This window comes from Rouxiella chamberiensis (genome assembly GCF_026967475.1).
In the GTDB taxonomy this organism is placed as follows: Bacteria; Pseudomonadota; Gammaproteobacteria; order Enterobacterales; family Enterobacteriaceae; genus Rouxiella; species Rouxiella chamberiensis.
Map to the genome: position 1 here is coordinate 4,068,484 of NZ_CP114058.1, position 19,581 is coordinate 4,088,064.

The 19,581-nt window shown below is 51.7% G+C and carries 21 protein-coding genes, 1 tRNA gene, 1 rRNA gene and 5 pseudogenes; 22 read left to right on the forward strand and 6 right to left on the reverse strand.

Annotated features, from left to right (window positions below; genetic code table 11):
• Nucleotides 1-4: 4 nt before the first annotated feature.
• From rplF to O1V66_RS19055, 15 genes and pseudogenes are all read left to right on the forward strand, one after another.
• A pseudogene (gene rplF / locus O1V66_RS18985) lies at nucleotides 5-539 on the forward strand (50S ribosomal protein L6).
• A 9-nt stretch (nucleotides 540-548) separates the two neighbouring features.
• Entirely contained in the window at nucleotides 549-902 is a 354-nt protein-coding gene (gene rplR, locus O1V66_RS18990; RefSeq protein WP_009639191.1) for a 50S ribosomal protein L18, read from the forward strand.
• Nucleotides 903-916: 14 nt separating this feature from the next.
• Nucleotides 917-1,420 (forward strand): 30S ribosomal protein S5, encoded by a 504-nt coding sequence (gene rpsE, locus O1V66_RS18995; RefSeq protein WP_009639192.1) that lies wholly within the window; start codon nucleotides 917-919, stop codon nucleotides 1,418-1,420.
• A 2-nt stretch (nucleotides 1,421-1,422) separates the two neighbouring features.
• A complete protein-coding gene (rpmD, locus tag O1V66_RS19000; protein ID WP_009639193.1) occupies nucleotides 1,423-1,602 on the forward strand; it encodes a 50S ribosomal protein L30 in 180 nt (59 codons plus the stop codon).
• 3 nt (nucleotides 1,603-1,605) lie between these two features.
• Nucleotides 1,606-2,040, forward strand: a complete 435-nt coding sequence (rplO, locus tag O1V66_RS19005; RefSeq protein ID WP_045049855.1) for a 50S ribosomal protein L15 — start codon at nucleotides 1,606-1,608, stop codon at nucleotides 2,038-2,040.
• A 7-nt stretch (nucleotides 2,041-2,047) separates the two neighbouring features.
• Nucleotides 2,048-3,379, forward strand: a complete 1,332-nt coding sequence (gene secY / locus O1V66_RS19010; RefSeq protein WP_045049856.1) for a preprotein translocase subunit SecY — start codon at nucleotides 2,048-2,050, stop codon at nucleotides 3,377-3,379.
• Between the two features lie 33 nt (nucleotides 3,380-3,412).
• A complete protein-coding gene (gene rpmJ, locus O1V66_RS19015) occupies nucleotides 3,413-3,529 on the forward strand; it encodes a 50S ribosomal protein L36 (protein ID WP_017493620.1) in 117 nt (38 codons plus the stop codon).
• Between the two features lie 148 nt (nucleotides 3,530-3,677).
• Nucleotides 3,678-4,034: a 30S ribosomal protein S13 gene (gene rpsM, locus O1V66_RS19020; RefSeq protein ID WP_009639196.1), complete on the forward strand. Its 357-nt coding sequence runs from the start codon at nucleotides 3,678-3,680 to the stop codon at nucleotides 4,032-4,034.
• Nucleotides 4,035-4,051: 17 nt separating this feature from the next.
• Nucleotides 4,052-4,441, forward strand: coding sequence for a 30S ribosomal protein S11 (gene rpsK / locus O1V66_RS19025; protein WP_004929731.1), 390 nt, complete (start codon nucleotides 4,052-4,054; stop codon nucleotides 4,439-4,441).
• A 30-nt stretch (nucleotides 4,442-4,471) separates the two neighbouring features.
• Entirely contained in the window at nucleotides 4,472-5,092 is a 621-nt protein-coding gene (gene rpsD, locus O1V66_RS19030; RefSeq protein ID WP_009639197.1) for a 30S ribosomal protein S4, read from the forward strand.
• A 38-nt stretch (nucleotides 5,093-5,130) separates the two neighbouring features.
• A pseudogene (locus O1V66_RS19035) lies at nucleotides 5,131-6,109 on the forward strand (DNA-directed RNA polymerase subunit alpha).
• A 40-nt stretch (nucleotides 6,110-6,149) separates the two neighbouring features.
• Nucleotides 6,150-6,539: a 50S ribosomal protein L17 gene (gene rplQ, locus O1V66_RS19040; protein WP_045049857.1), complete on the forward strand. Its 390-nt coding sequence runs from the start codon at nucleotides 6,150-6,152 to the stop codon at nucleotides 6,537-6,539.
• A gap of 144 nt (nucleotides 6,540-6,683) precedes the next feature.
• Nucleotides 6,684-7,064 carry a DnaJ family domain-containing protein gene (locus O1V66_RS19045; RefSeq protein ID WP_045049858.1) on the forward strand — a complete coding sequence of 127 codons (381 nt, stop codon included), beginning with the start codon at nucleotides 6,684-6,686 and terminating at the stop codon, nucleotides 7,062-7,064.
• Nucleotides 7,057-7,497 (forward strand): Zn(2+)-responsive transcriptional regulator, encoded by a 441-nt coding sequence (gene zntR, locus O1V66_RS19050; RefSeq protein ID WP_045049872.1) that lies wholly within the window; start codon nucleotides 7,057-7,059, stop codon nucleotides 7,495-7,497. Before O1V66_RS19045 ends, zntR begins: the two co-directional genes overlap by 8 nt.
• 63 nt (nucleotides 7,498-7,560) lie before the next feature.
• A pseudogene (locus O1V66_RS19055) lies at nucleotides 7,561-7,742 on the forward strand (alternative ribosome-rescue factor A).
• 93 nt (nucleotides 7,743-7,835) lie between these two features.
• Here O1V66_RS19055 and mscL read toward each other — a convergent pair.
• The 5 genes from mscL to def form a co-directional block, all read right to left on the reverse strand.
• On the reverse strand, nucleotides 7,836-8,279 hold the full coding sequence (mscL, locus tag O1V66_RS19060) for a large-conductance mechanosensitive channel protein MscL (RefSeq protein ID WP_045049860.1): 444 nt from the start codon (nucleotides 8,277-8,279) through the stop codon (nucleotides 7,836-7,838).
• 124 nt (nucleotides 8,280-8,403) lie between these two features.
• Entirely contained in the window at nucleotides 8,404-9,780 is a 1,377-nt protein-coding gene (gene trkA, locus O1V66_RS19065; RefSeq protein ID WP_045049861.1) for a Trk system potassium transporter TrkA, read from the reverse strand.
• A 54-nt stretch (nucleotides 9,781-9,834) separates the two neighbouring features.
• Nucleotides 9,835-11,124 (reverse strand): 16S rRNA (cytosine(967)-C(5))-methyltransferase RsmB, encoded by a 1,290-nt coding sequence (gene rsmB / locus O1V66_RS19070; protein WP_045049862.1) that lies wholly within the window; start codon nucleotides 11,122-11,124, stop codon nucleotides 9,835-9,837.
• Nucleotides 11,125-11,232: 108 nt separating this feature from the next.
• Entirely contained in the window at nucleotides 11,233-12,171 is a 939-nt protein-coding gene (gene fmt, locus O1V66_RS19075; RefSeq protein ID WP_045049863.1) for a methionyl-tRNA formyltransferase, read from the reverse strand.
• Between the two features lie 77 nt (nucleotides 12,172-12,248).
• On the reverse strand, nucleotides 12,249-12,758 hold the full coding sequence (gene def / locus O1V66_RS19080) for a peptide deformylase (RefSeq protein ID WP_045049864.1): 510 nt from the start codon (nucleotides 12,756-12,758) through the stop codon (nucleotides 12,249-12,251).
• Nucleotides 12,759-12,889: 131 nt separating this feature from the next.
• Here def and dprA point away from each other — a divergent pair.
• The 5 genes and pseudogenes from dprA to aroE all read left to right on the forward strand — a co-directional run bounded on the left by dprA (nucleotide 12,890) and on the right by aroE (nucleotide 16,522).
• Nucleotides 12,890-14,058: pseudogene (gene dprA / locus O1V66_RS19085) on the forward strand (DNA-protecting protein DprA).
• Nucleotides 14,030-14,503, forward strand: a complete 474-nt coding sequence (locus O1V66_RS19090) for a DUF494 family protein (protein ID WP_045049866.1) — start codon at nucleotides 14,030-14,032, stop codon at nucleotides 14,501-14,503. The pseudogene dprA and the gene O1V66_RS19090 overlap by 29 nt, the downstream one beginning before the upstream one ends.
• A gap of 66 nt (nucleotides 14,504-14,569) precedes the next feature.
• Complete coding sequence (locus tag O1V66_RS19095; protein WP_045049867.1) at nucleotides 14,570-15,115, forward strand: DNA topoisomerase family protein; 546 nt, start codon at nucleotides 14,570-14,572, stop codon at nucleotides 15,113-15,115.
• Nucleotides 15,116-15,121: 6 nt separating this feature from the next.
• Nucleotides 15,122-15,692: pseudogene (tsaC, locus tag O1V66_RS19100) on the forward strand (L-threonylcarbamoyladenylate synthase type 1 TsaC).
• Between the two features lie 11 nt (nucleotides 15,693-15,703).
• Nucleotides 15,704-16,522, forward strand: coding sequence for a shikimate dehydrogenase (gene aroE / locus O1V66_RS19105; RefSeq protein ID WP_045049869.1), 819 nt, complete (start codon nucleotides 15,704-15,706; stop codon nucleotides 16,520-16,522).
• Nucleotides 16,523-16,567: 45 nt separating this feature from the next.
• On the opposite strand, the gene O1V66_RS19110 is transcribed toward aroE, so the two are convergent.
• Entirely contained in the window at nucleotides 16,568-17,119 is a 552-nt protein-coding gene (locus O1V66_RS19110) for a gamma carbonic anhydrase family protein (protein ID WP_045049870.1), read from the reverse strand.
• Between the two features lie 516 nt (nucleotides 17,120-17,635).
• Between O1V66_RS19110 and O1V66_RS19115 the strand changes: the two genes are divergently transcribed.
• Both O1V66_RS19115 and O1V66_RS19120 read left to right on the forward strand, forming a co-directional pair.
• A 16S ribosomal RNA gene (locus O1V66_RS19115) occupies nucleotides 17,636-19,177 on the forward strand.
• Between the two features lie 174 nt (nucleotides 19,178-19,351).
• Nucleotides 19,352-19,427 (forward strand) — tRNA-Glu (locus tag O1V66_RS19120).
• The last annotated feature ends 154 nt before the right edge of the window (nucleotides 19,428-19,581 follow it).

Consider the following 19,581-nt stretch of genomic DNA (forward strand, 5'->3'; position numbering starts at 1 on the left):
AAGCATGTCTCGTGTTGCAAAAGCACCCGTCGTCATTCCTGCCGGCGTAGAGGTAAAACTCAACGGTCAGGTTATTACGATTAAGGGTAAAAACGGCGAGCTGTCACGTACTATCCATGACGCCGTTGAAGTAAAACAGGAAGATAACGCACTGACCTTCGGTCCGCGTGAAGGCTTCGCAAACGCATGGGCCCAAGCGGGTACTACGCGCGCACTGTTGAACTCAATGGTTGTAGGTGTTACCGACGGCTTCACTAAAAAGCTTCAATTGGTTGGTGTTGGTTATCGTGCTGCCATTAAAGGCAACGCGGTGAGTTTAGCTCTTGGCTTCTCTCACCCGGTCGAACCACCAGCTGCCGGCAGGCATTACTGCAGAGTGTCCAACTCAAACTGAAATCGTGCTGAAAGGCGCTGATAAGCAGGTGATTGGTCAAGTTGCTGCAGATTTACGTGCCTACCGTCGTCCTGAGCCTTACAAAGGCAAGGGTGTCCGTTACGCCGACGAAGTCGTGCGTACCAAAGAGGCTAAGAAGAAGTAAGGTAACACTATGGATAAGAAATCTGCTCGTATCCGTCGTGCGACCCGCGCACGCCGCAAGCTCAAAGAATTGGGTGCGACACGACTGGTGGTACATCGTACCCCGCGTCATATTTACGCACAGGTGATTGCACCTAACGGTTCTGAAGTATTAGTTGCTGCTTCTACAGTAGAAAAAACTATTACTGAGCAATTGAAGTATACCGGTAACAAAGATGCTGCGACTGCTGTAGGTAAAGCTATTGCTGAACGCGCATTGGAAAAAGGGATTTCGAAAGTTTCCTTTGACCGTTCTGGTTTCCAATATCATGGTCGAGTCCAGGCACTGGCAGATGCTGCCCGTGAAGCTGGCCTTCAGTTCTAAGGTAGAGGTGTAAGATGTCACACATCGAAAAACAAGCTGGCGAACTGCAGGAAAAGCTGATCGCGGTAAACCGCGTATCCAAAACCGTAAAAGGTGGCCGTATTTTCAGCTTTACCGCACTGACAGTAGTTGGTGATGGTAACGGTCGCGTTGGTTTTGGCTACGGCAAAGCACGCGAAGTTCCGGCAGCGATCCAAAAAGCGATGGAGAAAGCCCGTCGCAACATGTTGAACGTCGCGCTGAACAGCGGCACCCTGCAGCACCCAGTCAAGGGCGCTCACACGGGTTCTCGCGTGTTCATGCAGCCGGCTTCAGAAGGTACCGGTATTATCGCCGGTGGTGCAATGCGCGCCGTCCTGGAAGTCGCAGGGGTACACAACGTATTAGCCAAGGCTTATGGTTCCACCAACCCGATCAACGTGGTTCGTGCAACTATCGCAGCTCTGGAAGATATGAAGTCCCCAGAAATGGTCGCTGCCAAGCGTGGTAAGTCCGTCGAAGAAATTCTAGGGAAATAACCATGGCAAAGACTATTAAAGTAACTCAAACAAAAAGCAGCATCGGTCGTTTGCCGAAACATAAGCAAACTTTGACTGGTTTAGGTCTGCGTCGCATTGGTCACACTGTTGAACGTGAAGATACCCCTTCAGTTCGCGGCATGATCAATCTGGTTTCCTACATGGTTAAGGTTGAGGAGTAAGAGATGCGTTTAAATACTCTGTCTCCGGCTGACGGTGCCAAGCAGGCGCCAAGGCGTGTAGGTCGTGGTATTGGTTCTGGCCTGGGTAAAACCGGCGGCCGTGGTCACAAAGGTCAGAACTCACGTTCTGGCGGTGGCGTACGTCGCGGGTTTGAAGGTGGTCAGATGCCTTTATATCGTCGTTTGCCGAAATTCGGCTTCACCTCTCGCAAAGCGATGATCACGGCAGAAGTTCGTCTGTCTGAACTGGCTCTTGTTGAAGGCGACGTAATCGACCTGAACACGCTGAAAGCCGCTAACGTAGTTGGTATCCAGATCGAATTCGTGAAAGTAATCCTTTCAGGCGAAGTCGCTCGTCCGGTTACCGTACGTGGTCTGCGTGTCACCAAAGGCGCTCGTGTTGCTATCGAAGCTGCTGGCGGTAAAATAGAGGAATAAGTAGCAGATGGCTAAGCAACCGGGATTAGATTTTCAAAGTGCTAAAGGTGGACTTGGCGAGCTGAAGCGCAGACTTTTGTTTGTTATCGGTGCGCTGATTGTTTTCCGTATCGGCTCTTTTATTCCGATCCCTGGTATTGATGCCACTGTACTTGCTAAATTGCTCGAACAGCAAAGAGGCACCATCATTGAAATGTTCAACATGTTCTCTGGTGGTGCTCTCAGCCGTGCTTCTATCTTTGCTCTGGGAATCATGCCGTATATTTCGGCATCGATTATTATCCAGCTGTTAACGGTGGTTCATCCAGCGTTGGCAGAAATAAAGAAAGAAGGGGAGGCTGGCCGTCGCAAGATTAGCCAGTACACCCGCTACGGTACGCTAGTGTTGGCCGTATTCCAGTCAATCGGTATTGCTACCGGTTTACCGAATATGCCTGGTATGCAGGGCCTGGTGTTAAATCCAGGCTTTGCATTCTACTTTACCGCAGTCGTAAGCCTGGTGACCGGGACAATGTTCCTGATGTGGCTTGGCGAACAGATAACTGAGCGTGGTATCGGCAACGGTATCTCAATCATCATCTTCGCAGGTATCGTAGCGGGTCTCCCGCCGGCAGTTGCTCACACAATCGAACAAGCTAGACAAGGCGACCTGCACTTCCTCCTGTTGCTGTTGGTTGCAGTATTAGTGTTTGCAGTGACGTTCTTTGTTGTGTTTATGGAACGTGGTCAACGTCGTATCGTCGTTAACTACGCCAAACGTCAGCAGGGTCGTCGTGTTTATGCAGCACAGAGCACACACTTACCGTTGAAAGTGAATATGGCCGGTGTAATCCCTGCTATCTTTGCTTCCAGCATCATTCTGTTCCCGGCCACGATTGCATCATGGTTCGGTGGCGGAACTGGTTGGAACTGGCTGACAACAATTTCGCTGTATTTGCAGCCTGGGCAACCGCTTTATGTGTTACTCTATGCTACTGCAATCATCTTCTTCTGTTTCTTTTATACTGCGTTGGTGTTCAACCCGCGTGAGACAGCAGATAACCTGAAGAAGTCCGGTGCATTTGTACCAGGAATTCGTCCGGGAGAGCAAACGGCGAAGTATATTGATAAAGTAATGACCCGCCTGACTTTGGTTGGTGCGCTGTATATTACTTTCATCTGCCTTATCCCGGAGTTCATGCGTGACGCAATGAAAGTTCCTTTCTACTTTGGCGGTACATCACTGCTCATCGTAGTTGTGGTCATCATGGACTTTATGGCTCAAGTGCAAACTCTGATGATGTCAAGTCAGTACGAGTCTGCGCTGAAGAAAGCAAACCTGAAAGGCTCTAACCGCTAATCTGGTGAGTTTGCGAAGTAACGGAGAGTAAAAATGAAAGTTCGTGCTTCCGTCAAGAAATTATGTCGTAACTGCAAAGTAGTTAAGCGTAACGGTGTCGTTCGCGTAATCTGCAGCGCCGAGCCGAAGCATAAACAGCGTCAAGGCTGATTATCTCGCATATTTTTCTTGCAAAGTTGGGTTGAGCTGGCTAGATTAGCCAGCCAATCTTTTGTATGTAAGCTGCAACATTATTTGAGTATCCTGAAAACGGGCTTTTCAGAATGGTGTTGCCGTATATAAATAGTAGGAGTGCATAGTGGCCCGTATAGCAGGCATTAACATTCCTGATCAGAAACATACCGTGATCGCATTAACTTCGATCTACGGCATCGGTAAAACCCGCTCACAGGCTATCTGTGCTGCGTCTGGTATTGCTGAAAATGTTAAGATCAGAGAGCTGTCTGAAGAGCAAATCGAATTGCTGCGTGACGAAGTCGCCAAGTTCATTGTTGAAGGTGATCTGCGTCGTGAAGTCACCCTGAGCATCAAGCGTCTTATGGACCTTGGAACTTATCGTGGTTTGCGTCATCGTCGTGGTCTTCCAGTACGCGGTCAGCGTACCAAGACTAACGCACGTACCCGTAAGGGTCCGCGCAAACCGATCAAGAAATAATCGGGGTGATAGAATAAATGGCAAAGGCACCTGTTCGTACACGCAAGCGTGTAAGAAAACAAGTCTCTGACGGCGTGGCTCATATCCATGCGTCTTTCAACAACACCATTGTGACTATTACCGATCGTCAGGGTAATGCTTTGGGTTGGGCAACAGCTGGTGGTTCCGGTTTCCGTGGTTCTCGTAAATCCACTCCGTTCGCAGCTCAGGTTGCAGCAGAGCGCTGTGCAGATGCAGTGAAAGAGTACGGTATCAAGAATCTGGAAGTTATGGTTAAAGGACCTGGTCCTGGTCGTGAGTCTACTATCCGCGCATTAAACGCGGCTGGTTTCCGCATCACTAATATTACTGATGTGACTCCTATCCCTCATAACGGTTGTCGTCCGCCGAAAAAGCGTCGCGTATAACGCTGCTTTTAGGATTGTTGGAGAGAGAAAATGGCAAGATATTTGGGTCCTAAGCTCAAGCTTAGCCGTCGCGAGGGCACAGATTTATTCCTTAAATCTGGTGTTCGCGCGATCGATACCAAGTGTAAGATTGATCAAGCTCCTGGTCAGCACGGTGCGCGTAAACCGCGTCTGTCTGACTATGGCGTGCAGTTACGTGAAAAGCAAAAAGTTCGCCGTACCTACGGTGTTCTGGAGCGCCAGTTCCGTAACTACTACCAAGAAGCAGCCCGCCTGAAGGGCAACACCGGTGAGAACCTGTTGCAACTTCTGGAAGGTCGTCTGGATAACGTTGTTTACCGTATGGGCTTCGGCGCTACGCGTGCAGAGTCACGTCAGCTGGTTAGCCACAAAGCAGTTATGGTAAACGGTCGCGTTGTCAACATCGCTTCTTATCAGGTATCTCCGAATGACGTTGTCAGCATCCGTGAGAAAGCTAAAAAGCAATCTCGCGTGAAGGCCGCTTTGGAGTTGGCTGAACAGCGTGAAAAGCCGACTTGGCTTGAAGTTGATGCTGCTAAGATGGAAGGTCAGTTCAAACGTAATCCTGAACGTGCCGATCTGTCAGCTGACATTAACGAACACCTGATCGTCGAGCTTTACTCCAAGTAAAGCTTAGTACCAAAGAGAGGACACAATGCAGGGTTTCTGTGACAGAGTTTCTAAAACCGCGCCTGGTAGATATCGAGCAAGTCAGTTCGACGCACGCCAAGGTGACCCTTGAGCCTTTAGAACGTGGCTTTGGCCATACTTTAGGCAACGCACTGCGCCGTATTCTGCTTTCATCCATGCCGGGTTGCGCGGTGACCGAGGTTGAGATTGATGGTGTACTGCATGAGTACAGCACCAAAGAAGGCGTACAGGAAGATATCCTGGAAATCCTGCTCAACCTGAAAGGGCTGGCGGTGAGAGTTCAAGGGAAAGATGAAGTTATTCTTACCCTGAATAAGTCTGGCATTGGCCCTGTGACTGCAGCCGACATTACCCATGATGGTGATGTCGAAATCGTCAAGCCGCAACACGTTATCTGCCACCTGACCGATGAAAACGCTGCTATCAGCATGCGTATCAAAGTTCAGCGCGGTCGTGGTTATGTGCCGGCGTCTGCCCGAATTCATTCGGAAGAAGATGAGCGCCCAATTGGTCGTCTGTTAGTAGATGCATGCTACAGCCCTGTAGAGCGTATTGCCTACAATGTTGAAGCAGCGCGTGTAGAACCAGCGTACTGATTTGGACAAGCTGGTTATCGAAATGGAAACCAACGGTACGATCGATCCTGAAGAGGCGATCCGTCGTGCGGCAACCATTCTTGCTGAACAACTTGAAGCTTTTGTTGATTTACGTGATGTACGTCAACCAGAAGTCAAAGAAGAGAAGCCGGAGTTCGATCCAATCCTGCTGCGCCCTGTTGACGATCTGGAATTGACTGTCCGCTCTGCTAACTGCCTCAAAGCAGAAGCAATCCACTACATCGGTGATCTGGTACAGCGTACCGAAGTTGAGCTTCTTAAGACGCCTAACTTAGGTAAAAAATCTCTTACCGAGATTAAAGACGTACTTGCTTCCCGTGGTTTGTCTCTGGGCATGCGCCTGGAAAACTGGCCACCTGCAAGTATTGCTGACGAGTAACCGGATCACAGGTTAAGGTTTTACTGAGAAGGATAAGGTCATGCGCCATCGTAAGAGTGGTCGTCAACTGAACCGTAACAGCAGCCACCGTACGGCTATGTTCCGTAACATGGCCGGCTCTTTGGTTCGTCATGAAATAATCAAGACGACCCTGCCGAAAGCGAAAGAGCTGCGTCGCGTTGTTGAGCCGCTGATTACTCTTGCCAAGACCGACAACGTTGCAAATCGTCGTCTGGCATTCGCCCGTACTCGTGATAACGAGATCGTGGCAAAACTGTTTAATGAACTGGGCCCGCGTTTCGCGAGCCGTGCCGGTGGTTACACTCGTATTCTGAAGTGTGGCTTCCGTGCAGGCGACAATGCGCCGATGGCATACATCGAGCTCGTTGATCGTGCAGCTTCAGAAGCAGAAGTAGCAACTGCTGAATAATCTGTAGATGCATGAAAAGACCGGGCATTTTTGCCCGGTTTTTTTACGTCCAAATTTTGCTCCGCTGTTTTCCCCGCTGTACTACGTTTTTCTCCCCCGTCGCGTTATGCTGTTCATCTGTTCTGATACCTAAAGGAGACGATGATGTTTCTCAGTGATGAATGGGCCGAAAGAAAAATCCTCGAAGCACAGCGCAAAGGCGAATTCGATAACCTTCCCGGTGCGGGTTCCCCTCTCACCCTCGACGACGACAGCGGTGTGCCCAAAGAGCTTCGTGTGGCGTATCGCATTCTCAAAAATGCCGGTTACGTGCCTGCCGAGCTACAGGACAGAAAAGAAGCGCTCGATCTTCAGCTGCTCCTCAAGCAGGTCCACCAGGATTCACCGGATTATGCGAGAGTCGAAAAACGTCTGAAGATTCTTCGGCTAAGACTCCAGCAAGCCGGGATGAGCACAGACTTTCTGGATGAAGCGGCGTACGCGGGTAAACTTCAGGAGAAATTGGACAGAGATGAAAATGTATAAGATTGGAGAGCTGGCCAAATTGGCCGATGTTATTCCCGACACCATTCGTTACTACGAAAAACAGGGCATGATGTCATTGGGCGAACGCAGTGAAGCGGGTTATCGGCTCTACACCGATAACGATCTTCAGCGCCTGCGATTTATCCGCTATGCCAAAACCATCGGCTTTACCCTGGAAACCATCAGCGAACTGCTGTCGATCCGGATCGATCCCGCGCAGCATACCTGTCAGGAATCGAAATCGATCGTCGACAGTCGATTGGCCGAAGTCGAACATAAACTGGGCGAGCTGGTTCGAATGCGCGATTCGCTTCAACGCCTAAGCGCGGCCTGCTGCGGAGGTGAACATTCGAGTCGAAGCTGTTCCATTCTTGAAGCACTGGAGAATGGTGCCAGCGGTGAGCCTGTATTTTCACGCGATATTGCAAATTAAGTAAAAAGGTCTACATTTATCTCGCAGCGCAAGAGGCTGCCCATCAACCATCAAGAGGTTCACATGAGTCAGTATCAACACAAGAAAGGGGTCATTCAGGACAATGCCCTTCAGGCTTTGCTCCACGATCCGCTGTTCCGCCAGCGTGTAGAAAAAATCTTAAAGGCAAAGGCAGCTACAGCCGTAAAGCGAAAAAAGGCAAAGGAGCAGGTTGGGAGGGCAGTGTTAACGGTTTTGCCGCCTAAAATCGTTAACACTGCCCTTTTTACTCCAGTTCCCCCTGAACTGCGCCCACAAAAAAGCCATCACGAAGATGGCTTTTTTAATGACAGGTTCTTTTACAGCCTGGTCGTTGGCTGCTCTTTAATCAGAGTCGGTGACTGCTGTTCTTTCAGCAAATCACGGATTTCAGCCAACAGCTTTTCTTCGGCTGTGATTTTTGGCGGAGCTGCAGGTTTTTCTTCCTGTTTTCTACGCAGTTTGTTCATCAGAGTAATGGCACTGAAGATGGCCAGAGCCACGATGATGAAGTCGAAAATGTTTTGAATGAATACGCCGTAATGCATGACTACGGCCGGAGCCGTTGCGGTTGCCTCGCGCAAGACCCATTGGAAGGCCTTGAAGTCGACGCCGCCGATAAGCAGTCCGAGAGGAGGCATAATGATGTCGGCAACCAAAGATGAAACGATCTTGCCAAATGCCGCACCGATGATGACACCCACTGCCAAATCAACCACGTTGCCGCGCATGGCAAATTCACGAAACTCTTTCATAAAACTCATAAAGTCACTCCTTGGTGTTTCTTCAAATTATGTCATTAAAAGTAAAGACCATTTTAGGCGATAACGCTACCGTAGCGGACATAATTTGCATTTTATGGTTACTAATTGCGCGTATTTCTCTCTTTTATAAGAAGAATGGGCTGGGTTGGAACAGCCTTTCTACGTCGCGAACAAATTTTTTGTCTGTGATGAACATCACAACGTGGTCACCCTGCTGAATACGCGTTGTGCCGTTGGCGATAATCACTTCATTGCCTCGTACCACCGCGCCAATTGTCGTACCCGGCGGAAGTTTTATCTGCTCGACGGTGCGTCCGACAACTTTCGAGGTGCTTTCATCCCCGTGTGCAATAGCTTCAATGGCTTCGGCAACGCCGCGACGTAATGAAGAGACGCTGACGATATCAGCTTTGCGTACATGCCCGAGCAAGGCGGAGATGGTCGCCTGCTGCGGAGAGATGGCAATATCAATAACACTGCCCTGAACGAGATCTACATAGGCGCGGCGCTGGATCAACACCATCGCTTTTTTGGCACCCATGCGTTTTGCCAGCATTGCCGACATGATGTTGGCTTCATCGTCATTGGTAATGGCGATGAACACATCGACCTGGTCCACATGCTCTTCGGCCAGTAACTCCTGGTCGGAAGCATCGCCATAAAACACGATGGTATCTTGCAGCATTTCGGCAAGTTCGGCTGCCCGCTGCTGGTTACGCTCGATGAGCTTGACGCTGTAATTTTTCTCGAGTTTCAGGGCAAGACCCGCGCCCACATTACCCCCGCCCACTATCATGATCCGTTTGTACGGTTTTTCAAGGCGCTGCAACTCGCTCATCACGGCGCGAATATGCTGGGAAGCGGCGACAAAGAAGACCTCGTCACCGGCTTCGATAATGGTCGAACCTTGAGGGCGAATAGGGCGATCCTGACGAAATATCGCGGCGACGCGGGTATCGATGTGCGGCATGTGTTCGCGTATGGCAGAGAGCGCACTGCCGACCAGCGGACCCCCGTAATAGGCTTTTACGGCCGCAATGCTGACTTTGCCTTCCGCGAAGTTCACAACCTGCAAGGCACCGGGATATTCAATCAGCTTGTAAATGTGATTGATGACCAGCTGTTCGGGCGAAATCAGGTGATCGATAGGCACGGCTTCGGGCTGGAACAGCTTCTCCGACTCGCGGATATATTCAGGAGAACGGATACGGGCAATACGGTTTGGCGTGTTAAACAGGGAATAGGCAATCTGACAGGCCACCATGTTGGTTTCATCGGAATTGGTGACCGCTACCAGCATATCAGCGTCTTCTGCCCCTGCTTCACGAAGAATGCGCGGATGCGAGGCGTGACCGTGCACCACTCGCAGGTCGAACTTGTCCTGCAACTGGCGCAAACGGGACGTGTTGGTATCAACGATAGTGATATCGTTGTTCTCACCCACCAGATTTTCTGCCAGCGTACCGCCAACCTGACCCGCACCGAGAATGATTATTTTCATAGCGCTCTCTGTATTGCCTTAAATGTCGTCGGAAGACGTCTCCGTGAAGAGACGTTAACGCTTAATCAGCTTAGCGTAATAGAAGCCGTCGCCGCTCTGTGCATCTGGAAGATTCTGTCTTCCGGGCTGATTGAGACTGCCGGTTTCGACCAGCGTCGCTTCAGGATGCCTTTGCAGGAAAGCCGCAATCTGCTGGCTGTTCTCTTCCGGCAGAATGGAGCAGGTGGCATACACCAGCACGCCCTGCGGTTTGAGAATAGGCCAGATGGCTTCGAGGATCTCGCCTTGCAAGCGCGCCAACTCGTCAATATCGCTGTCGCGGCGCAGCCATTTAATATCGGGATGACGACGAATAACGCCCGTTGCAGAGCAGGGAGCATCGAGCAAAATCTTGTCGAACACTCTGTCGGTCGCCCAGACCTGAGGCTCGCGACCGTCGCCCTGTTTTACTTCGGCGTGCAGACCCAGGCGTTCAAGGTTCTCGTGAACCCGCTTCAGACGCTGCTCGTCGATATCCACCGCCAAAACCTGTGACTTGGGTGCAGCTTCAAGAATATGCGTGGTTTTCCCGCCCGGTGCGCAGCATAGATCCAGAATGGTTTCGCCGTCTTGAGGATCCAGTAAAGAGACACTGCCCTGCGCCGAGGCGTCCTGTACCGTTACCCAACCCTTATCAAAACCGGGTAGAGCCGTGACGCCGCATGGCGTTTCGAGACGCAAGGCATCGGTGTACTCGGCGTGCGGATGGGCTTCGATGCCGGCTTCTTCAAGCAGGGCCAGATACGCATCGCGAGTGTGATGCCGACGATTGACGCGCAGCCACATGGGCGGACGCTGATTATTGGCATCGACGATTTGCTGCCACTGCTCGGGATAGGCATTTTTAATGCGCTTCAACAGCCAGCTTGGATGAAGATAGCGACTGTCGTTATTCTGCATACGCTGCAGTAAATCGACCTGCTGACGCTGGAACTGGCGCAGTACTCCGTTTATCAGACCTTTAAGCTGAGGGCGTTTCAGCGCCACGGCGCCTTCGACAGTCTCGGCCAGAATCGCGTGCGCAGGAATACGGGTGTGCAGCATCTGATAGAGGCCGACCATCAAGAGGTAATGCAGCGTGCGCTGTTTGCCGGTCAACGGTTTTTCCATCAGCTGTTGCAGACACCATTCCAGCTGGGGTAACACGCGCATCGTGCCAAAGCACAGCTCCTGCAGCAGTGCGCGGTCTTTGTCGGCAATACTTTTCTGCAAACCCGGTAAGACGGTCGACAGCGACTGGCCCTGATCCAGAACCTGTCCGATGGCTTTTGCAGCAATGCTGCGAAGATTATAGGTATTTTTCATATTTATAAGAGCCGACCTCAGTCAGCATGCCCACCGGAGCAGGCATCAATAAAGGAGAGTGCAGGACTCGGCATCAGGCTGGCAATGCGTTGATGCCGAGTGGCAGTGTTAGCCTAAAACGGTGCCAGGCGTGAACCATTCACTGCGTGAATTCAGCAGGTCCTGGGCAGACATCGGTTTTTTACCCGCAGGCTGGAGCTGGGTGATGTTAAGCACGCCCCGCGCCGTGGCAATCTGAATGCCTTTTTTGTCTGCGGCAATAATCTTGCCTGTCTGCAAGCCGGTCTTCTCGCTGTCGACAACGTTGGCCTGCCAGACTTTCACCGGTTGGTCGTCAATAACGAAATAGCTGACCGGCCACGGATTAAAGGCGCGAATGCAGCGTTCAAGCTGTTCGGCATCCAGAGTCCAGTCCAGACGGGCTTCTTCCTTGCCAAGCTTTTCAGCATAGGTCACCAGGGCTTCGTCCTGAACTTCAGGTCTGGCTGTGCCTTGCTCAAGTTGCTGCAAAGTGTGCAGCATGCCTTCGGGTCCGAGGTCTGCCAGTTTGGCATACAGCGTTGCACTGGTGTCTGTTGCTTCAATGGGACAGGCAATTTTATGCAGCATGTCGCCGGTATCCAGACCTACATCCATTTGCATGATGGTCACACCGGTTTCGGCATCGCCTGCCCAGACTGAGCGCTGGATAGGGGCCGCGCCGCGCCAGCGGGGCAACAGTGAACCATGCACATTTATGCAGCCGAGTCTTGGCATCGCCAAGACCGCTTTTGGCAGAATAAGCCCGTAGGCGACCACCACCATGATGTCGGCCTGAAGATCGGCAACCAGATGCTGGTTCTCTTCGGGGCGCAAGGATTTTGGCTGAAAGACCGGGATATCATGCTGCAAAGCCAGCACTTTCACCGGGCTTGGCGTCAGCTTGTTTCCGCGGCCGGCCGGGCGGTCGGGTTGAGTGAAAACGCCCACAATCTGATGTTCAGACGTTAAAAGCGCGTCGAGATGACGCGCTGCAAAATCAGGTGTACCGGCAAAAATAATCCGCAAAGCCCGTGTCCTGTATCTCTATGGCCCAAAAAAGGCTGAAAAAAATAGTCTGCAAAGATAAACGTAACGCGAGGGTATTAGCCTCGGGCGTTAAGTTTGGCCAGTTTTTCCATCTTCTGACGGATACGCTGACGTTTCAATGGCGACAGGTAATCGACAAACAGTTTGCCGACCAGGTGGTCCATTTCGTGCTGGATACAGATAGCCAGCAGTTCGTCGGCTTCAAGCTCGAAGCTCTTGCCGTTGCGATCGAGTGCGCGGATCTTCACGTTGGCCGCGCGCGGCACCAGACCACGTTGATCAGGAATAGACAGGCAGCCTTCTTCGATACCCGTTTCACCGCTTTGCTCCAGCAGCTCGGGGTTAATCAGCACCAGTTGCTGACTTTTGTCATCGGTGACATCGATAACAATAATGCGCTGGTGGATGTTGACCTGTGTTGCGGCAAGCCCGATACCTTCTTCGGCATACATGGTTTCGAACATATCATCCACGATTTGCTGAATATCGGCGTTAACTTCTTTGACTGGTTTTGCAACAATGCGAAGCCTGTCGTCTGGGAAATGCAATATTTGTAATACGGACATAAATCTCTGGATCTTTATCTAAAGGATTGACGAAATATAATCTCTATTCTAGACATTTCCGGCCCTGATTGACAGCATCGTCTATCAATTGAGCGCGGCGCCCATACGGCGTTTAAACAGGGATAACGACCATGACGCGACAGGAAGTGTGGCTCAGGTTATCGGAAGTCAAAGGGATTGGTGTGGCGCGATTATGCCGGTTGGCGGAATGCCTGGCAGAGTGCGATGCTGTCGGGCCCAACGCGCTGCGCGCGCTCGGACTCACCGAAAGCCAGGTCAGCGCCTATTTTCATCCCCGCGCCGTGAATATCGCCGCGTCACTGTGCTGGGCGGAGCAGGAAGGGCAGGCTCTTGTTCCACTCGACCACCCCGACTATCCGCCATTGCTGAAACAGATAGCCTCGCCGCCGCGCCTGCTCTATGTGCAAGGGCCATGCGCATTACTGAATTCACCGCAGATAGCCCTGGTGGGCAGCCGGGACTGTAGCCGTTACGGCGAACACTGGGCGCAGTACTTTGCCGCAGGGCTGGTTAAGAGCGGATTCACCATTACCAGCGGGCTCGCGCTGGGTATCGACGGCGTCTGTCATCGCTCTACGCTGGAAGCCGGCGGGAAAACCATTGCGGTACTGGGTAGCGGACAACAAAGCATTCATCCTCGCGCCCATGTTTCGCTGGCATCGCGCATTGTCGAACAGGGCGGCGTGGTCGTCTCCGAATTTGCACTGGATATGCCCCCTTGCCGCATCATTTTCCGCGTAGAAATCGCATCATCAGTGGCTTGAGTGTCGGCGTGCTGATTGTCGAGGCTTCGCTGCGCAGCGGTTCCCTGATTACCGCCCGCTGCGCGCTGGAGCAGGGGCGTGAGGTTTTCGCCTTACCCGGATCGGTCCACAATCCCAATAGCGAAGGCGCACACTGGCTTATCAAGCAGGGCGCGTATCTAGTTACCGATCCCATGGATATCGCGGAGCATATTGGCAGTGGCCTGAACTGGCTTTCGGCCGAGAACCCGTTGCTGCTACCCGATTTTGGCTCGCGGCACGAAAAAACGGCGGCAGAAGTGAATATTTGTGCGCAAGACACCGAACTTGAATTGCCATTTGTCGATGTGTTGGCTAACGTAGAATATGAGGTGACACCTGTTGACGTCGTCGCCGAACGTGCCGGCCAACCTGTGCCAGCAGTAGCAGGAAAACTGCTCGAGCTGGAGTTAGCAGGATGGATCGCAGCTGTACCCGGCGGCTATGTCCGAATTAGGAGGGCAGGCCATGTTCGACGTACTAATGTACTTGTTTGAAACTTACATTCACAACGAAGCGGAGATGAGTGTCGATCAGGACAGTTTAACGGCCGATTTAACCGAAGCTGGATTTCATCGTACCGATATCCACAACGCATTAAACTGGCTCGAAAAACTGGCCGATCTGCAGGAGGGCGGCACACCATCCTATCTTCTGGATGCCGATCCTTTTGCTCTGAGGGTTTATACCGACGAAGAAACAGGTCGATTAGACGTCAGCTGCCGAGGATTCCTGCTATTCCTTGAACAGATAAAAGTATTGAATGTCGATACCCGTGAAATGGTTATCGATCGTGTAATGGCTCTGGATACCGATGAGTTCGATCTCGAAGATCTCAAGTGGGTCGTACTGATGGTTCTTTTCAATATTCCAGGATATGAAAGTGCTTATCAGCAAATGGAAGAGCTGTTATTTGATGTTAATGAAGGTTATCTGCATTGATGCTTGTGCAATGCCGCTGCTTAGGCAGCGATTGCATGGCGACAGATAACAGGTAAATCACAGAGTATGACTAAAGCAACGCTTTTTGCCGGGAAGCAAAATGAAATCTGTCCGGAATGTGGGGCCGATCTGGTGATCCGCAGTGGTCGCCACGGCCCTTTTCTCGGCTGTTCCAGCTATCCTGAATGCCAGTACATCCGCCCGTTGAAAGCCCAGGCTGATGGCCACATCGTCAAAGTGCTCGACGGACAGCACTGTCCGAAATGCCAGTCAACGCTGGTTTTGCGTCAGGGACGTTTCGGCATGTTTATTGGCTGCTCGGATTATCCGGCATGCGATCACACGGAAGTCATCGATAAACCCGAAGAAACAACATTGTCGTGCCCGCAGTGCGGTCAGGGCCATTTAGTGCAGAGAAAATCGCGATTCGGCAAGGCGTTTCATGCCTGTTCCCGCTATCCCGATTGCCAGTTTGCCATCAACAACAAGCCGGTGGCCGGCACGTGCGAGCACTGTCAGTATCCATTACTCATGGAAAAGAAAACGGCACAGGGAATCAAACTCTTTTGTGCCAGTAAGTTATGCGGTAAAGCCGTAGCAAAAGCAGATTAAAACGTGATGAGCACAAAACCAGACTCTACTCTGCCTGCCATTGTGCAGGCACTCGAACTCCAGCAGGTCATTGCCTATCCGACCGAGGCCGTTTTCGGTCTGGGTTGTGACCCCGATAGCGAACCAGGCTGTGGAAGCATTATTGGCTTTAAAACAAAGGCCGCGCGAAAAAGGGCTGATCCTCATCGCCGACAGCTATGAACAACTTCTCCCTTATATTGATGACACGCAGTTGAGCGCCGAACGACGCGAACAGATTTTTGCCAGTTGGCCGGGGCCGGTAACCTGGGTAATGCCTGCCAAACCCACCACGCCACAATGGTTGACGGGACGCTTTAGTTCGCTTGCGGTGCGTGTCAGCGATCACCCGTTGGTAAAGGCGCTGTGTCGTCAGTACGGCAAGCCGCTGGTTTCAACCAGTGCCAATCTGACAACCCTGCCTCCTTGCCGCACGGCCAGTGAAGTCAGACTGCAATTTGGAGAAGACTTCCCGGTGCTGGAAGGGGAAGTTGGCGGTCGTCAGAATCCTTCAGAAATCAAAGACGCCGCTACCGGTGAACTCATACGCCAAGGTTAAGGAAAGACTGCATGTCCTCTTTCGCTGTATTCGGAAATCCTGTCAGCCACAGTAAATCGCCGCGCATTCATGCCCTTTTTGCTCAGCAAACCGGAATTGCCCATCTATATGGAACAGTTTTGGCACCGCACGACGAGTTTGAGAAAACCCTGCACAACTTCTTCAATGGCGGGGCAAAGGGCGCCAATATCACCGTGCCTTTCAAAGAGCGCGCTTATGCCGAGTCGGATGAGCTTTCTGAACGTGCTGCCTTGAGTGGTGCAGTCAATACCTTGAAGAAGCTGGATGACGGCCGCATTCTCGGCGATAACACTGACGGCATTGGCATGATTAGCGATCTACAGCGTCTTGATATGCTAAAAACGGGCGACAGGGTTTTGCTGGTGGGCGCGGGCGGCGCGGCGCGCGGCGTCATTCTGCCATTGCTGGATAACGGCTGCTCTGTCACCGTGACCAATCGCACCTTTGAGCGTGCGCAGCATCTGCAAACTCTCTTTGCTGACAAAGGCGCAATCGCTGCGGTAGCGCTGGACGCGTTGTCCGGACTCGAATTCGATTTAATTATCAACGCTACGGCTTCCGGCATCAGCGGCGATGTGCCGGCCTTGCCGGTTTCCGTTATTTCTGCTGCAACCCGTGTCTATGACATGTTCTATCAGGCAGGCGAAACGCCGTTTATACAATGGGCGAAACGGCAGGGCGCAAGTCAGACTGCCGACGGCCTGGGTATGCTGGTGGGGCAAGCCGCGCACGCCTTTTACCTCTGGCACGGCGTAATGCCGGAAATAGAACCGGTGCTCAGACAACTGAAGCAGGATCTGGCGCAATAAACCTCTGGGGATCTCGACGAGATCCCCTTTCTCTATATAGAAGCATCAAGACAACGCTTTTTCTTCCTCGAGATAAACATCTTTCCATTTAACATAGTTGGAAGAGGAATAGGTTAAGCCCGCAATTTCGGCGGCACTCAGCTCGCGAACCTGCCTGACCGGACTCCCTAGATAGAGATAGCCACTTTCCAGCCTTTTCCCGGGCGGGACCAGGCTGCCTGCTCCAATCATGACGTCATCTTCTATTATGGCGCCATCGAGCACTATCGAACCCATCCCGACCAGCACGCGGTTGCCAAGGGTACATCCGTGCAGCATGGCTTTATGGCCGACCGTAACGTCTTCCCCAATGATGAGAGGAAAGCCGTGCGGGTTTTGTGTCGACTGATGTGTCACATGCAGAACGCTGCCGTCCTGAATATTGCTGCGACAGCCGATGACCACATTATTGACGTCGCCGCGAATGGCCACCAATGGCCAGATACTGACGTCATCGGCCAGATCGACATCGCCTATCACCACGCTCGTGGTATCAACCATGACGCGATCGCCCAGTTTTGGACGAATTCCTTTATAAGAACGTAAAACCCCGGACATATCCTTACCCCTTTCTCAATACAGATGACGCCGTAATATAAACATTGGATCAATGAATACGCAGTGTAGCCCTTTTAGATCGTTGATAAAATGGGCGGATCGACCAAGATATCCACGAAGGGAGCGAAAAACAGGCAGTCAGAATTAAAAGATCAAAAAACACTTGTGCAAAAAATTCGGATCCCTATAATGCCGCTCCAACGACAGGGAACAACGCAGCAGCAACGCGGTGTGAACGAGTCGGGAAGAATTAAAAATGATGGTGACCGACGAAATAAACGGTTGACATCAAATGAGGAAAGCGTAATATACGCCACCTCGAGTTAGCAAGCGAAAGCGCGTAACTCACTGCTCTTTAACAATTTATCAGACAATCTGTGTGGGCACTCACAAGACGATATCCGCCACCTCGGTGGCAAAAAATATCAAGTCTTAGAGTGACCAAGCAGTAATTCATTATGAATGATGTGAAGTAACTTTGAGCATCGCTGAACTGGTTTCAGCAAATCGAACTTTTAATTGAAGAGTTTGATCATGGCTCAGATTGAACGCTGGCGGCAGGCCTAACACATGCAAGTCGAGCGGTAGCACGGGAGAGCTTGCTCTCTGGGTGACGAGCGGCGGACGGGTGAGTAATGTCTGGGAAACTGCCTGATGGAGGGGGATAACTACTGGAAACGGTAGCTAATACCGCATGATGTCGCAAGACCAAAGTGGGGGACCTTCGGGCCTCACGCCATCGGATGTGCCCAGATGGGATTAGCTAGTAGGTGGGGTAATGGCTCACCTAGGCGACGATCCCTAGCTGGTCTGAGAGGATGACCAGCCACACTGGAACTGAGACACGGTCCAGACTCCTACGGGAGGCAGCAGTGGGGAATATTGCACAATGGGCGCAAGCCTGATGCAGCCATGCCGCGTGTGTGAAGAAGGCCTTAGGGTTGTAAAGCACTTTCAGCGAGGAGGAAGGCGTTGTAGTTAATAGCTGCAGCGATTGACGTTACTCGCAGAAGAAGCACCGGCTAACTCCGTGCCAGCAGCCGCGGTAATACGGAGGGTGCAAGCGTTAATCGGAATTACTGGGCGTAAAGCGCACGCAGGCGGTTTGTTAAGTCAGATGTGAAATCCCCGAGCTTAACTTGGGAACTGCATTTGAAACTGGCAAGCTAGAGTCTTGTAGAGGGGGTAGAATTCCAGGTGTAGCGGTGAAATGCGTAGAGATCTGGAGGAATACCGGTGGCGAAGGCGGCCCCCTGGACAAAGACTGACGCTCAGGTGCGAAAGCGTGGGGAGCAAACAGGATTAGATACCCTGGTAGTCCACGCTGTAAACGATGTCGACTTGGAGGTTGTGCCCTTGAGGCGTGGCTTCCGGAGCTAACGCGTTAAGTCGACCGCCTGGGGAGTACGGCCGCAAGGTTAAAACTCAAATGAATTGACGGGGGCCCGCACAAGCGGTGGAGCATGTGGTTTAATTCGATGCAACGCGAAGAACCTTACCTACTCTTGACATCCAGAGAATTCGCTAGAGATAGCTTAGTGCCTTCGGGAACTCTGAGACAGGTGCTGCATGGCTGTCGTCAGCTCGTGTTGTGAAATGTTGGGTTAAGTCCCGCAACGAGCGCAACCCTTATCCTTTGTTGCCAGCGAGTAATGTCGGGAACTCAAAGGAGACTGCCGGTGATAAACCGGAGGAAGGTGGGGATGACGTCAAGTCATCATGGCCCTTACGAGTAGGGCTACACACGTGCTACAATGGCGCATACAAAGAGAAGCGAACTCGCGAGAGCAAGCGGACCTCATAAAGTGCGTCGTAGTCCGGATTGGAGTCTGCAACTCGACTCCATGAAGTCGGAATCGCTAGTAATCGTAGATCAGAATGCTACGGTGAATACGTTCCCGGGCCTTGTACACACCGCCCGTCACACCATGGGAGTGGGTTGCAAAAGAAGTAGGTAGCTTAACCTTCGGGAGGGCGCTTACCACTTTGTGATTCATGACTGGGGTGAAGTCGTAACAAGGTAACCGTAGGGGAACCTGCGGTTGGATCACCTCCTTACCTCAAGATACGCATTGTGCAGTGTCCACACAGATTGTCTGATAGATGTAAACGAGCAAGAGCATCACCATTCGGTGAGGGTAGCGACAAATAACATTGCCGCTCGATTTTTCATGGAAAAATCTCGCCCTTACCCGAAATTATCGAATCGGTGATTCGATAGAAAAATTTCGGGTCCCCATCGTCTAGAGGCCTAGGACACTGCCCTTTCACGGCTGTAACAGGGGTTCGAATCCCCTTGGGGACGCCATCGACAACGCGTGAAAGACGTTGTCACCGAGTTTTTGCAAACTCATATCTTAAAGATGACTTCAACGAGTCGTGTTTGAGATATTGCTCTTTAACAATCTGGAACAAGCTGAAAAATTGAAACGCTGCAGCTGAAATCTGCCCCCGTAGAAGTA

Bases quoted from the DNA above. Each gene is read 5' to 3' on its own strand.
- O1V66_RS19110 (WP_045049870.1), bottom strand. From the start codon at position 17,119: ATGTCCGGGGTTTTACGTTCTTATAAAGGAATTCGTCCAAAACTGGGC.
- rplO (WP_045049855.1), top strand. From the start codon at position 1,606: ATGCGTTTAAATACTCTGTCTCCGGCTGACGGTGCCAAGCAGGCGCCA.
- rpsD (WP_009639197.1), top strand. From the start codon at position 4,472: ATGGCAAGATATTTGGGTCCTAAGCTCAAGCTTAGCCGTCGCGAGGGC.
- rsmB (WP_045049862.1), bottom strand. From the start codon at position 11,124: ATGAAAAATACCTATAATCTTCGCAGCATTGCTGCAAAAGCCATCGGA.
- O1V66_RS19090 (WP_045049866.1), top strand. From the start codon at position 14,030: ATGTTCGACGTACTAATGTACTTGTTTGAAACTTACATTCACAACGAA.
- rpmD (WP_009639193.1), top strand. From the start codon at position 1,423: ATGGCAAAGACTATTAAAGTAACTCAAACAAAAAGCAGCATCGGTCGT.
- secY (WP_045049856.1), top strand. From the start codon at position 2,048: ATGGCTAAGCAACCGGGATTAGATTTTCAAAGTGCTAAAGGTGGACTT.
- aroE (WP_045049869.1), top strand. From the start codon at position 15,704: ATGTCCTCTTTCGCTGTATTCGGAAATCCTGTCAGCCACAGTAAATCG.
- rplQ (WP_045049857.1), top strand. From the start codon at position 6,150: ATGCGCCATCGTAAGAGTGGTCGTCAACTGAACCGTAACAGCAGCCAC.
- O1V66_RS19095 (WP_045049867.1), top strand. From the start codon at position 14,570: ATGACTAAAGCAACGCTTTTTGCCGGGAAGCAAAATGAAATCTGTCCG.
- rpmJ (WP_017493620.1), top strand. From the start codon at position 3,413: ATGAAAGTTCGTGCTTCCGTCAAGAAATTATGTCGTAACTGCAAAGTA.
- mscL (WP_045049860.1), bottom strand. From the start codon at position 8,279: ATGAGTTTTATGAAAGAGTTTCGTGAATTTGCCATGCGCGGCAACGTG.
- rplR (WP_009639191.1), top strand. From the start codon at position 549: ATGGATAAGAAATCTGCTCGTATCCGTCGTGCGACCCGCGCACGCCGC.
- rpsK (WP_004929731.1), top strand. From the start codon at position 4,052: ATGGCAAAGGCACCTGTTCGTACACGCAAGCGTGTAAGAAAACAAGTC.
- def (WP_045049864.1), bottom strand. From the start codon at position 12,758: ATGTCCGTATTACAAATATTGCATTTCCCAGACGACAGGCTTCGCATT.
- O1V66_RS19045 (WP_045049858.1), top strand. From the start codon at position 6,684: ATGTTTCTCAGTGATGAATGGGCCGAAAGAAAAATCCTCGAAGCACAG.
- zntR (WP_045049872.1), top strand. From the start codon at position 7,057: ATGTATAAGATTGGAGAGCTGGCCAAATTGGCCGATGTTATTCCCGAC.
- rpsE (WP_009639192.1), top strand. From the start codon at position 917: ATGTCACACATCGAAAAACAAGCTGGCGAACTGCAGGAAAAGCTGATC.
- trkA (WP_045049861.1), bottom strand. From the start codon at position 9,780: ATGAAAATAATCATTCTCGGTGCGGGTCAGGTTGGCGGTACGCTGGCA.